This is a genomic window from Polaromonas sp. (assembly GCF_041689105.1).
Lineage (GTDB): Bacteria > Pseudomonadota > Gammaproteobacteria > Burkholderiales > Burkholderiaceae_C > Polaromonas.
Map to the genome: position 1 here is coordinate 1 of NZ_JBDNGU010000042.1, position 12428 is coordinate 12428.

Genomic DNA, 12428 nt, shown 5'->3' on the forward strand with positions numbered 1-12428 from the left:
GCCGTTTGCGTACGGCCGGGTTGGCGCGGCGCATTTCATCGGCCTGCCGGGCAACCCGGTGTCCAGCTTCCTGACCTTTCTGGTGCTGGTGCGACCCTTCATCCTCAAGCTGCAGGGCGCGAGCGCGCTGGCCGTGCAGCCCACGCCCATGACCGCGCATTTCGACTGGCCGCGTGCCGACAAGCGCCGCGAATTCCTGCGTGTTCAGCGCAACGCCGCCGGTGGGCTGGCGCTGTTTGCCAACCAGAGTTCTGGCGTATTGACCTCGGCGGTCTGGGGCGACGGCGTGGTGGACAACCCCGCAGGCCAGACCATCGCCCGTGGTGATACGGTCCGGTTCCTTCCGTTTTCAGCGCTGCTGTCCTGAAAGCCTGCCCATGAAAATCACGGTCAAATATTTTGCGTCCATCCGCGAGGCCATCGGGCAGGGCAGTGAGACCCTGGACACCCCGGCCGCCACCCTGGCCAACCTGCGCGACGAACTGATCGCGCGCGGACCGGTATACGCCGACAGCCTGGCGCGCGGAAAAGCCGTGCGCATGGCGCTCAACCAGGTGATGGCGGATGAATCGGCCGCGCTGACCGATGGCGCCGAGGTGGCTTTTTTTCCGCCAGTGACTGGAGGCTGAGATGTCTATCAGGGTGTCGATCCAGACCGACGATTTCAACCTGTCGCAAGAAGTTGAAGCCCTGCGCCTCCATGACCCCCACGTCGGCGCAGTGTGCACCTTTACAGGCATCGTTCGCGACCGCAATGATGGCTTGAGCGTCCGCAGCATGGAGCTGGAGCACTACCCCGGCATGACTGAAAAAGCCATTGAGGCCATGATCGACGAGGCGCACAAGCGCTTTGACATCTGCGGCGCCCGCGTCATCCACCGCGTCGGGCTGCTGCAGCCGCTGGACCAGATCGTGATGGTGGCGGTGAGCTCGGCGCACCGCAGTGAAAGTTTTCAGGCCTGCGAGTTTTTGATGGACTACCTCAAGACCCAGGCGCCGTTCTGGAAAAAAGAGCAGACGCCGGACGGCGCGCGCTGGGTCGATGCGCGTGTCAGCGACGACGCGGCGCTGGTTAGGTGGGGCATAACGGCCGGCAACGTCGGCTGACGGTCGTCACGCACGACTTCACGCTGTGCGCCTTGAGGCCTTGAGCGCGAAGAAGGCCAGGTTTCAGGCCCGGATGTTGGTTTCCCGCTCCGGCGGTACAAAAGCCGCGCGCGCCTCCGCTTCCAGCCCGGAGGTCAGCAATTGCAACAGGTCCACCAACTGGGCCTGCTGCTTTTTGTCCAGGGGCGCCATCAGCCGGTTGTAGGCGCGTTCGGCCGGGTCTTGGGCCTGTTTGAGCAGCGCCAGTCCGGCATCCGAAAGTGAAATCGACAGGTTGCGTCGGCTGGTGGGGGCTGGCACACGGGCGATCAGGCCCCGCGCCTCCAGACCGCGCAACACGCGAAGCATGGTCACCTTGTCAAACCCGAGCGCCCGCGCCAGGCTGGACTGGTCCAGCCCCGGGCTGGCGCGCAATACGCTGAGCACGCCGAACTGCGCTGGCGTGAGTCCCAGGCTGCGGCATTCGTCCTCAAAGACGGCGGCCGATATCTGGTGCGCCCGGCGCAGCAGGAAACCGGGACGCGCATAAAGTTGGGCAAGGTTGTGAAAAGCGGGCACAGTGGTCAAAACAAAACTTCTGGTTAGGCAGCTTCTAAGGGAATCCATGGATTGTGCCTTGTCCATTTTGCCGAATAATCGTTAGCATGCAAACCAGTAAAGGCCTTGGATGTACTTCATGAACGCCATCTCTTCCCCCTCCCGCCGGCTCTCACTGAGGCTGGGCGCGCTGTTGACAGTCATGGTTGCCAGCACCGGCCTGTGGGCGCAAGCGCCGGTCCCAGCGGCGGCAAATACATTGCCGCAAGCGCCGATCCGCCTGATTGTTCCATTCACACCGGGCACCGGCATCGACCTGATTGCGCGCACCATCGGCCCCAGGCTGTCGGAGCGGCTGGGCCGCCCGGTGGTGGTGGACAACCGCGCTGGCGCGTCTGGCAACATCGGCACCGAAGCGGTGGTGCGCGCCGCGCCCAACGGTTCGACACTGCTGGTCACCGTCAACACACTCGTGATGAACGCCGCGCTCTACCCGCAACTGCCGTTTGACCCGGTGAAAGACCTGACACCTGTGACGCTGACCAGCTGGGGCCAACTGATTTTGGTGGCGCATCCGAAAACCGGCTTCAAGACCGCCACCGACCTGGTGACCGCCGCGCGGCAGGCGCCGGGCCGCATCAACTACGGCTCGCCTGGCGTCGGTACGCCGCACCATCTGTCGATGGAGCTGTTCAAGGCCACGGCCGGCGTGTTTGTCACGCACATTCCCTACCGTGGCACTGGCCCGGCCCTGACTGACCTGCTGGGCGGCCAGATCGAAACCATGTTCCTGCCCATCCACGTGGCGCTGCCCCATGTGAAAACCGGCCGGCTGGTGGCGCTGGGTATTGGCAGTGACAAGCGCCACCCGCTGTTGCCCGAGTTGCCGACGCTGGCCGAAGCCAAGGCTGGCAACGTGAGTGTGGACATGTGGTACGGCATCTTCGCGCCGCCCGGCACCCCGCCGGACCTGGTGGCTTTGTACAACCGCGAGATCCGGGACATCCTGCTGTCCGACGAGGTCAAAAAAGCCTTTCAAGTCCAGGGCATGGACCCGAGTGGCAGCACCGCGGCCGAGTTCAAAACCCTGGTCGAAGCCGATGCGAAGCGCTGGGCCGGGCTGATCAAGACGCAGGGCATCACCGCCAACTGAGTACCTTATCTGCTACTGAATCGGTAGCTTATGGCGCCCGCCCGGAAAGGGCTGAAGGCCGATTTAATGTTTATTTTTATATCCGCTGTCATCCCGGATCTGATCCGGGATCCACGTTTGCTTGAACCTGGACTGCGGCGTGCCTGTATGGATTGCGGATCAAGTCCGCAATGACAGTCCGGTTCAAACCATCGAAGAAGACATTATGAAAATTGCAATCGTCGGCGGCGGGATAGGCGGCTTGAGCCTGGCGCTGGCGCTGCACCAGCGCGGCCTGGCCTGTGACGTGTACGAGACCGTGCCCGAAGTGAAGGAGCTGGGTGTCGGCATCACCCTGTTGCCGCACGCCATGCGCGAGCTCGCCGCGCTGGGCCTGCAGGCGCCCATCGAAGCCGTCGGCATCGAAAACGAAGAGAGCGTGTTTTTCAACCGCTTTGGCCAGTTCATCTACAAAGAGCCGCGCGGCCGCCATGCCGGTTACGACCTTCCCGAGATCGGCATCCCGCGCGGCAAGCTGCACCGCCTGCTCTACGAAGCCGCGCTGGAGCGCCTGGGCGCTGCGGCCATCCACACCGACCACCGCTGCACCGGCGTGGACCAGGACGACAGCGGCGCGGCGGTGCATTTCATGCAGACCTCCAGCGGCACCGCCTTGCCGGGCGTGCGCGCCGATGTGGTGATCGCCTGTGACGGCGTCAATTCGGCCGTGCGGCGCCAGTTTTATCCCGACGAGAAGCTGGCCTTTGCCGGCATCAACACCTGGCGCGGTGTGACGCGGCACCAGCCCATCCTGACCGGCAAGAGCTACATGCGCATTGGCGCCATCGACACTGGCAAGATGGTGATTTACCCCATCGTTGACCAGCTTGACGGCGAGGGCCACCAGCTGATCAACTGGGTGGCCGAAATCCAGCAGAGCAACGCGGCGATGAACGACTGGAACCGCGAAGGCGACCGCAAGGATTTCCTGGACATTTTCAAGGACTGGCGCTTCCCGTGGCTCGATGTCGCGGCGCTGATCGCCAATGCAGAGCAGATTCTTGAATATCCGATGGTCGACAAGGACCCTGTGCCGCAGTGGACCTTTGGCCGCGTGACACTGCTCGGCGATGCCGCCCACCCGATGTACCCGCGCGGCTCCAACGGCTCGGCCCAGGCGCTTATCGACGGGCGCACGCTGGCGGAACAACTGGCTGCTGCCGGCGGGGACGGCCGCGCCGCATTGCTGGCGTATGAAAAACTGCGGCTGGCACCCACAGCCAACATCGTGCTGACCAACCGCTCGGTCCCGCCCGACTTCATCAACATCAAGGTTGATGAGCTCAGCGGCGGCAAACCCTTTGCCAACATCGACGACCTGATCAGCCAGCAGGCGCTGCGCGAGATTTCAGACCATTACAAAAAGGTCGCCGGGTTCTCGCTCGAAGCGGCCAGGGCCGGTTGAGCGCGGGCAGGCACACGCCTCAGTTGAGGTACTTGGGCTTGGCCAGGTCCACCGCCAGCTCGGCCGGCTCAGTGGTGGTCACGGCGTCTTGTGAAGGCGCCAGCGCCGGTACGTGCAGCCAGCGTGAGGAGCTCAGGCTCTGGTGCAGCAGGTGCAACAGGCCGTTGCTCAGCTGCGGGTCCATCATGAGCTGGAAGTTGCGCACCGCGTCCTGCCCCGGCAGTTTTTCAAACAGTTGCAGCCGCAGCTGGCCAGCGCCCATCAGCGTGACCTTGACCTCCGTCAGCAGCAGCGGTTCGGCGTCCAGCACCGGGTCGCCCGGCGGGCCCTGGCGGCTTTCGTAAGGCGTTTCAAAATCTCCGGTGCGCAGGGCGGCTTCGGTCTCGAAGGCTGCCACCAGCTGGCTGCGCCGGTCTTCCAGGCTGATGGCTGGTGTCGCAGTTGCTGCGGCCGCCACTTTCTTGATCTGGTCGGCCGTGGTCTGGTTCAGGATGGGCAGCAGCGCCAGCGCCATCCGCCGCGTCAGCCAGGCGCGCAGCTCACCGCCTTCCTTGCCATTGATGCGTATCAACAGGCGGTCCTGTTCCTGCACGTAACTGACCGACACCTGGTGTATGTTCATGGGAACAATTCTAGACCTGCGCCAGCGGCGGAAGGCGGCGCTGGGGCTATTGAAAAAGCCCGATTCAAGCCCCAGATCAACAACAATCATCTTGAAGGGACGCCCCATGCGCCAGGACAAACTCACCACCAAATTCCAGGAAGCCCTCAGCGACGCGCAATCGCTCGCGCTGGGCAATGACAATGCCTACATTGAGCCGTCCCATCTGCTGGCCGCCATGCTGGCCCAGGACGACGGCCCCAAGGCACTGCTGCAGCGCGCCGGTGTCAACGTGAATGCCTTGCAGGCTGCCACCGACGCCGCCGTCAAGAAGCTGCCAACGGTGTCGGGCCAGGAGCAGATCCAGGTTGGCCCCGAGCTGGGCAAGCTGCTGCAGGCGACCGAGAAAGAATCCATCAAACGCGGCGACACCTTTATTGCCGGCGAGCTGTTTTTGCTGGCCGTGGCAGACAGCAAGGGCGATGTCGGCAAGCTGGCCAAAGAGGCCGGCCTGACCCGCAAGGCGCTGGAGTCCGCCATCAACACCGTGCGAGGCGGCGAAAAAATGGACAACCCCGAGGCTGAGGGCCAGCGCGAAGCCCTCCAGAAATACACCATGGACCTGACTGAACGCGCCCGCCTGGGCAAGCTCGATCCGGTGATCGGCCGCGACGACGAGATACGCCGCGCCATCCAGGTGCTGCAGCGCCGCACCAAGAACAACCCGGTGCTGATCGGCGAACCCGGTGTCGGCAAGACCGCGATTGTCGAAGGCCTGGCCCAGCGCATCGTCGCCGGCGAGGTGCCCGACTCGCTCAAAGGCAAACGCGTGCTGAGCCTGGACATGGCCGCGCTGCTGGCCGGTGCCAAGTTTCGCGGCGAGTTTGAGGAGCGCCTGAAAACCGTGCTGAAAGAACTCGCCAAGGACGAAGGCCAGACCATCGTGTTCATTGACGAACTGCACACCATGGTCGGCGCCGGCAAGGCCGAAGGTGCGATGGACGCTGGCAACATGTTGAAACCGGCATTGGCCCGGGGTGAATTGCACTGTGTGGGCGCCACCACGCTTGACGAATACCGCAAGTACATCGAGAAAGACGCCGCACTCGAGCGCCGCTTCCAGAAAATCCTGGTCGGCGAGCCGTCGGTCGAAGCGACCATCGCCATCCTGCGTGGGCTGAAAGAGAAATACGAGCTGCACCACGGCGTGCAGATCACCGATCCGGCCATCGTGGCTGCGGCCGAGCTGAGCCACCGCTACATCACCGACCGTTTCCTGCCCGACAAGGCGATTGATCTGATTGACGAGGCCGCCAGCAAGATCGCCATCGAGCGTGACTCCAAGCCTGAAGTGATGGACAAGCTGGACCGAAGGATGATTCAGCTGCAGATCGAGCGTGAGGCCGTGCGCCGCGAAAAGGACGAGTCCTCGCAAAAGCGCTTTGCGCTCATCGAGGAAGAAATCACCAAGCTGCAAAAGGAAATTTCCGACCTCGACGAAATCTGGCAGGCCGAAAAAGCGCAGGCACTCGGCTCCAAGGACGTCATGGAAGAAATTGACCGAATCCGCTTCCAGATTGAAGAGCAGACCCGCAAAGGCGACTTCAACAAGGTCGCCGAGCTGCAGTACGGCAAGCTGCCCGAGCTGGAAAAAAGCCTGAAAGAAGCGCAGGACGCCGAAGCCACCAAGGGCAAGACCAACGCACCCACCCTGCTGCGTACGCAGGTTGGTGCCGAGGAGATTGCCGAAGTCGTGGCGCGCGCCACCGGCATCCCGGTCAGCAAACTCATGCAGGGTGAGCGCGACAAACTGCTGCTCATGGAAGGCAAGCTGCACGAACGTGTGGTCGGCCAGGACGAAGCCATAGGCGCCGTCGCCAACGCCATCCGCCGTTCGCGCTCTGGCCTCAGTGACCCCAACCGTCCCACCGGCAGTTTCCTGTTTCTCGGCCCCACCGGTGTCGGCAAGACCGAGCTGTGCAAGGCGCTGGCCGGCTTTTTGTTCGACAGCGAAGACCACCTGATCCGCATCGACATGAGCGAGTTCATGGAGAAACATTCGGTCGCCCGCCTGATCGGCGCGCCGCCGGGTTATGTGGGTTACGAGGAAGGCGGTTACCTGACCGAAGCCGTGCGCCGCAAGCCCTACAGCGTGTTGCTGCTCGACGAGGTCGAAAAAGCCCACCCCGATGTATTCAACGTGCTGCTGCAAGTGCTGGACGACGGCCGCCTGACCGACGGCCAGGGCCGCACCGTGGACTTCAAGAACACCGTGATCGTGATGACCAGCAACATCGGCTCACCCATCATCCAGACCATGGTCGGCCAGCCTTATGAAGACGTCAAGGAAGCGGTGGAGGGCGAACTGAAAAACTACTTCCGCCCCGAGTTCCTGAACCGCATCGATGAGACCGTGGTCTTCCATTCGCTCGATGCAAAAAACATCGAGTCCATCGCCCGCATCCAGCTCAAGGTGCTCATCGAGCGTCTGCAGAAGATGGAACTGAACATGGAAGTGTCCGAAGCGGCGATTGCCGAACTTGCCAAGGTCGGCTTCGACCCGGTGTTCGGTGCGCGGCCGCTCAAACGCGCAATCCAGCAACGCATCGAGAACCCGCTGTCCAAGCTCCTGCTCGAAGGAAAATTTCCGCCCAAAAGCACCATTCCGGTCGATGTGGACCCGATCCGCGACCCGGGCGTGTTCAGCTTCGGGGCGGCACAGCTGGCCTGAGTTCAAGGACTGTTTGCTATTTAATTGATAGCGGATAACCCTCGACTGTCAAGGGCTGACGGTCGATTTCATCTGGAAAAATCGACAACCCGCTCCTGCGCAAGCCGGAAGCGGGTTTTCTGCTTTTGGGCCGCGTGAGCGTGCCGGTGGGTATGTGCGGCAGGCATGATCCGTTAAAGTGATTCACACAAACCAGACAAGCATCGCCGCAAGTTGACAGTGTTGCGGCGCCACCCCTGCAAGGACACAACACCCATGACCACCCTGATCTACACCCACCCAGCCTGTTTTGAGCACCGCCCGGGCCCGCATCACCCGGAGGCCCCCGAGCGCCTCGAAGCCGTGCTGCAGGCGCTGAAGACACCGGAATTTGACAAGGCGGTCTGGCGCGATGCCCCGCTGGGCTCGTTTGAGCAGGTGCTGCATGTCCACACGCCCGACTATGTGGACAACGTGCAGGCCCTGTCGCCCACCGAGGGGTATCGCGCGCTCGATGGTGGGGACACCATCCTGTCGCCGGGCTCGCTGGAGGCGGTGATGCGGTGTGTGGGCGCGGCCTGTGCCGGCGTGGATGATGTGGTGGCCGGAGAGGCCGCCAACGTTTTTTGCGCCACACGCCCCTGCGGCCACCACGCCGAGGCCGACCAGGCCATGGGTTTTTGCGTGTTCAACCAGGCCGCCATTGCCGCGTTGCACGCGCGCCAGCAACATGGTCTGCAGCGTGTGGCGGTGGTGGACTTTGACGTGCACCACGGCAACGGCACGCAGAACTCGTTTTACGACGACCCGGACCTGTTTTACGGCTCCTGCCACCAGTCGCAGTTTTACCCTGGCACCGGGGCGCGCAATGAAACCGGCGTGGCCGGAAACATTGTCAACATTCCCTTTCCCCGGGGCACCGGCTCGGCCGCTTTCCGGGCAGCCATGACGGACCAGTTGCTACCGGCGCTGCGCAATTTCGCGCCTGAGCTGCTGATTATCTCGGCCGGCTTTGACGCCCACCACCTAGACCCGCTGGGCGGGCTGCAGTTCACCGACGAGGACTACCACTGGGTCACCCGCGAGCTGATGAAGGTGGCCGACGAAACCGCTGGTGGCCGGGTGGTGTCTGTCCTTGAGGGGGGCTACAGCCTGGAAGGCCTGGCCAGCGGCACGGCGGCGCATGTGCGCGCGCTGATGGGGGACTGAGGGCGTGGTGCTCCTCTAAGATAGGCCCCATGGAACGCAAACTCCGGGTCGGTCAACCCATCACCCCTGAAGAATTCGACGAACTCTCCGACGCGCAGCTTGAGCGCCTTGTTCCCAAGGCCTACCGGGAGTTCTTTCCCGGCAAGGATGACTGCGCCGACGGCTATTTCTATTTGCACGACGGCACCGCGTGGAGCTTTTACAAGGGGGGATTTCTGGATGACTGATCTGGCCAAAGAGTTCGCACCCACCGGCAAGCTGCGCGCTTCGCTGAACATGGGCAACCCGGTGCTCGCGCACAGCCACACCGCGAAGGAAAAACCCGCAGGCGTGACCATCGACCTGTCGCGGGAATTTGCGCGTGAGCTGGGCGTGGCGGTGGATTTCCTGCAGTTCGACACCGCCGCCAAATCGGTCGCCGCGCTGGCTGGCGGCGAGGCCGACATCGGCTTCATGGCGATTGACCCGCTGCGCGCCGAAACCACACATTTCACCCCGGCCTACGTGCAGATCGAAGGCTTTTACCTGGTGCCTGCCGGCTCGCCGATCAAAACCAATGCGGACGTGGATCGGGCCGGCATCCGGATCGTGATGGGGGCGGGCAGCGCCTACGGCCTGTATCTGACGCGGCACATCCAGCACGCCGAGCTGGTGCAGGTGCCCACCTCGGAAGCTGTGGTTGACGCCATGCTCAAGGACGGGCTGGAGGTGGCGGCGGGCGTGAAGCAGGGCCTGGAGGCCGACGCCCAACGTGTTGGCGGGCTGCGCCTGCTGGGCGAGCGTTTCATGGTGATCAACCAGGCCATGGCCATGCCCAGGTCGCGCAGCGCCGCGGCGGCTGCATTCATCGACGACTTTGTCGCGCGCATGAAACGCAGCGGGTTTGTGGCTGCTTCGCTGGCGCGCCACGCCATTGTTGGTGCGACCGTTGCCGTAGACTGAGCCGCTGCCGGAAGGAGTGCTCTTCTTTTGATAGCTTTTCACGCCCGTCAGCAAAGGGCGGAATGGCTTTTTCGTTGAACAATTTGTGGGCGCCCCGCAACGCGCGGTGCGCGCCGGCCTACTTGTAAAACGCTTCGACCTTGCCCTTGAGCTTGATCATCAACGGCTGGCCCTTGCGGTCCAGCGCCTTGCCGGCGGGGATCTTGATCCAGCGTTCGCTGACGCAGTACTCCTCCACGTCCGAGCGCTCCTTGTCGTTGAAGCGGATGCCGATGTCGTGTTCAAACACCGCGGCGACGTGGTGCGGGCTGCGCGGGTCTGCCGACAGGTGATCGGGCAGGGGAGGGAGGGAGGTAGCGTCGTTCATGCTGTTTATTTTAAATCTGACCTGAGTCGCATCAGCTGCCGAGACCGGCATAAATGGTCTGCACATCGTCGTTGCCATCGATGGCTGCCAGAAAGGTTTCGACCTCTTCCAGATCGGCGGCACTGAGGGATGCGGGGTCCACCGGGTTTTTGGGTTTGTAGCCGAGTTTGGCCGACAGCACAGTGAAGCCTTGGGCGGGCAGGGCGCGGCTGACGATGTCGAGGTCGGCTGCATCGGTCAGGAAAAGCGTTGTGCCTTCTTCCTCGCCGGCCTCGAAATCCTGCGCGCCGGCTTCGATGGCAGCAAGTTCCGGGTCGGCGCCGGCTGCAGCGGGCTCGGCCTCGATCATGCCGACATGGTCAAAATCCCAGGACACCGACCCCGAGGTGCCGAGTTGCCCCTTGCGGAACAACACGCGCATTTCCGGCGCGGTGCGGTTCAGGTTGTCGGTCAGGCATTCGACCATCACCGGCACGCGGTGCGGCGCAAAACCTTCGTAGATCACGTGTTCAAAGTGAACCGTGTCACCCGTCAGGCCTGCGCCTTTCTTGATGGCGCGCTCCAGCGTGTCCTTGGGCATGGACACCTTGCGGGCCTGCTCCACCACCAGCCGCAGGCGCGCGTTCAGCGCCGGGTCGGCGCCGCTGCGCGCGGCAACCATGATCTCTTTGGCGAGTTTGCCGAAGACCTTGCCCTTGGCATTGGCCGCCAGTTCCTTGCCTTTTGCTTTCCACTGCGCGCCCATGCTTGAGATTCCTTGCTGTTGTATCGGGTAGGCACCGGCGCAGCTGAGAACAGGGCGCGGGACCGGGGGCTCTGTTTATACACCCGGACGGGTGGAGGAGGCGCTGCACATGCGTTTGCGCCTACAGCAACACGCGCCGCCAGCGCTTGGCGAAGCCGGGACGCACCGCAAGAATAAGCCTCATGGTCAGTGATGCAGCCCCCAGCCTCGATCCGCTTCCGGTAGCAGCCGCATCGCGTCTCTGGCCGCGCCTGAAGCGCTGGCTGGTGCCGGCCTTTGGCGTGCTGGTTCTCGGCCTGCTGATCTCACACGCGCACAAGGTGGACTGGGCTGGCGCCTGGCAGGCGCTCACACAGTATTCACCGTTGCTGTTGCTGGCGGTGCTGGTTATTGCTACGGCCAGCCACGCGCTCTACGGCTGTTATGACCTGATCGGCCGACACCATACGCAGCACCGGCTGTCACGCTGGCGCACCTGGGCCATCGCCGTCACCAGCTATGCCTTTAACCTGAACCTGGGCTCGCTGGTGGGCGGCATGGCCCTGCGCGCGCGCCTGTATGCCCGTGCGGGCCTGGACGACGCCCGCATCGCGCAGGTGGTCGGCATCAGCCTGGCCACCAACTGGCTCGGGTATGGATTGCTGGCCGGCAGCCTGTTTGCCGCCGGCGTGATCAAGGCACCAGCGCAGGCGCACATGGCCAGCGGGACCTTGCGGGTGCTGGGTGCCCTGATGGTGTTGCTGGCCATCGCTTACGTGGTGGCCTGCGTCTTCACGCGCGGGCGCACCTGGCACCTGCGCGGCAAACGCCTGCATCTGCCACCGCCCAAAATTGCCATTTTGCAGCTCGCTATGTCGGCCGCAAACTGGGCGCTGATGGGTGCCGCGATGTATGTGCTGCTGTATCAGCGGGTGCCGTACAGCACGGTCCTGGGCGTGCTGCTGGCTGCGTCGGTGGTCGGGGTGGTGATTCCGATTCCCGGCGGGCTGGGCGTGCTGGAGGCGGTTTACCTGGTGCTGCTCGGGGGCAGTGTTCGTCAGGGGGCGCTGATGGGCGCGGTGCTGGCCTACCGGGCCCTGTATTACCTGTTGCCGCTGGCCGGCGGGCTGGTGCTGTACCTGCTGCTTGAGCGCTACGCCGCTACCCATCCCGCTCCGGACGCCGCCGCTGCACCGGCCTGAGCGCGGAGGCCAGCGGCTTTCTCGCGCCCCGGTGAGCGATACATGAGGTGCTATCAAATAAATAGCTGTCTGCGCTTGATGGGCAAGGGCTGCAACCCGATTCTTCTTGTAACTTCTCAGTTTGGCAGATGCCGCCGCTTTGCGGGACAATCCTGCCCATCAACGGACGGCTGTTGCCTAGCAGGCTGCTGAAATACTCCCCGCGCAAGCGCAAGGCCATGCTCGGGGAATTTGATTTTTCTGACTTTCTTCTCGCATCCTGATATTTCCGCTTCCTATTTACTGTTTTTGTTCGGTCTGAGGCTCGTTCTTGGGCTTTTCTTGCCCGTCACACCGTTTGCAGACGGATTTTCCCCAGGGTGCGCATCCGGGTCAGGTTGTAGGCCGCCATTGTCAGCACAAACATCTGGTTTACGCGCTCAATTCCACGCA

General features: G+C 63.2%; 13 protein-coding genes and 1 pseudogene. 10 read left to right on the forward strand and 4 right to left on the reverse strand.

The features are described from left to right. The 3 genes and pseudogenes from ACESMT_RS03810 to moaE all read left to right on the forward strand — a co-directional run. Positions 1-367, forward strand: a pseudogene (locus tag ACESMT_RS03810) (molybdopterin molybdenumtransferase MoeA); the annotation flags it as partial. A 10-nt stretch (positions 368-377) separates the two neighbouring features. Further along, positions 378-629 (forward strand): molybdopterin converting factor subunit 1, encoded by a 252-nt coding sequence (gene moaD, locus ACESMT_RS03815; RefSeq protein ID WP_372825248.1) that lies wholly within the window; start codon positions 378-380, stop codon positions 627-629. Position 630: 1 nt separating this feature from the next. Then, complete coding sequence (gene moaE / locus ACESMT_RS03820) at positions 631-1107, forward strand: molybdopterin synthase catalytic subunit MoaE (RefSeq protein WP_372825249.1); 477 nt, start codon at positions 631-633, stop codon at positions 1105-1107. A 63-nt stretch (positions 1108-1170) separates the two neighbouring features. On the opposite strand, the gene ACESMT_RS03825 is transcribed toward moaE, so the two are convergent. Further along, positions 1171-1665 (reverse strand): MarR family winged helix-turn-helix transcriptional regulator, encoded by a 495-nt coding sequence (locus ACESMT_RS03825; RefSeq protein WP_372825259.1) that lies wholly within the window; start codon positions 1663-1665, stop codon positions 1171-1173. 118 nt (positions 1666-1783) lie between these two features. Between ACESMT_RS03825 and ACESMT_RS03830 the strand changes: the two genes are divergently transcribed. Together ACESMT_RS03830 and ACESMT_RS03835 are read left to right on the forward strand one after the other, a co-directional pair. Continuing rightward, entirely contained in the window at positions 1784-2797 is a 1014-nt protein-coding gene (locus tag ACESMT_RS03830) for a tripartite tricarboxylate transporter substrate binding protein (protein WP_372825250.1), read from the forward strand. A 205-nt stretch (positions 2798-3002) separates the two neighbouring features. Beyond that, positions 3003-4241: a flavin-dependent oxidoreductase gene (locus tag ACESMT_RS03835; RefSeq protein WP_372825251.1), complete on the forward strand. Its 1239-nt coding sequence runs from the start codon at positions 3003-3005 to the stop codon at positions 4239-4241. Positions 4242-4260: 19 nt separating this feature from the next. Here ACESMT_RS03835 and ACESMT_RS03840 read toward each other — a convergent pair whose 3' ends face one another. Beyond that, the gene (locus ACESMT_RS03840) at positions 4261-4863 is read right to left on the reverse strand and encodes a hypothetical protein (protein ID WP_372825252.1); all 603 of its coding nucleotides are present in this window, start codon (positions 4861-4863) and stop codon (positions 4261-4263) included. Between the two features lie 106 nt (positions 4864-4969). On the opposite strand from ACESMT_RS03840, the gene clpB reads away from it, so the two are divergent. From clpB to ACESMT_RS03860, 4 genes are all read left to right on the forward strand, one after another. Further along, positions 4970-7573: an ATP-dependent chaperone ClpB gene (gene clpB / locus ACESMT_RS03845; protein ID WP_372825253.1), complete on the forward strand. Its 2604-nt coding sequence runs from the start codon at positions 4970-4972 to the stop codon at positions 7571-7573. 255 nt (positions 7574-7828) lie between these two features. Next, positions 7829-8761, forward strand: a complete 933-nt coding sequence (locus tag ACESMT_RS03850; protein ID WP_372825254.1) for a histone deacetylase family protein — start codon at positions 7829-7831, stop codon at positions 8759-8761. Between the two features lie 29 nt (positions 8762-8790). After that, positions 8791-8988, forward strand: a complete 198-nt coding sequence (locus ACESMT_RS03855) for a hypothetical protein (RefSeq protein WP_188708628.1) — start codon at positions 8791-8793, stop codon at positions 8986-8988. Further along, complete coding sequence (locus ACESMT_RS03860) at positions 8981-9703, forward strand: transporter substrate-binding domain-containing protein (RefSeq protein WP_372825255.1); 723 nt, start codon at positions 8981-8983, stop codon at positions 9701-9703. The genes ACESMT_RS03855 and ACESMT_RS03860 overlap by 8 nt, the downstream gene beginning before the upstream one ends. 118 nt (positions 9704-9821) lie before the next feature. Here the strand turns inward: ACESMT_RS03860 and ACESMT_RS03865 are convergent, their stop codons facing one another. Together ACESMT_RS03865 and ACESMT_RS03870 are read right to left on the reverse strand one after the other, a co-directional pair. Continuing rightward, positions 9822-10070, reverse strand: coding sequence for a DUF3297 family protein (locus ACESMT_RS03865; protein WP_372825256.1), 249 nt, complete (start codon positions 10068-10070; stop codon positions 9822-9824). 31 nt (positions 10071-10101) lie between these two features. Next, positions 10102-10815 (reverse strand): YebC/PmpR family DNA-binding transcriptional regulator, encoded by a 714-nt coding sequence (locus ACESMT_RS03870; RefSeq protein WP_372825257.1) that lies wholly within the window; start codon positions 10813-10815, stop codon positions 10102-10104. Positions 10816-10997: 182 nt separating this feature from the next. Between ACESMT_RS03870 and ACESMT_RS03875 the strand changes: the two genes are divergently transcribed. Next, the gene (locus tag ACESMT_RS03875) at positions 10998-11996 is read left to right on the forward strand and encodes a lysylphosphatidylglycerol synthase domain-containing protein (RefSeq protein WP_372825258.1); all 999 of its coding nucleotides are present in this window, start codon (positions 10998-11000) and stop codon (positions 11994-11996) included. Positions 11997-12428: the final 432 nt, after the last annotated feature.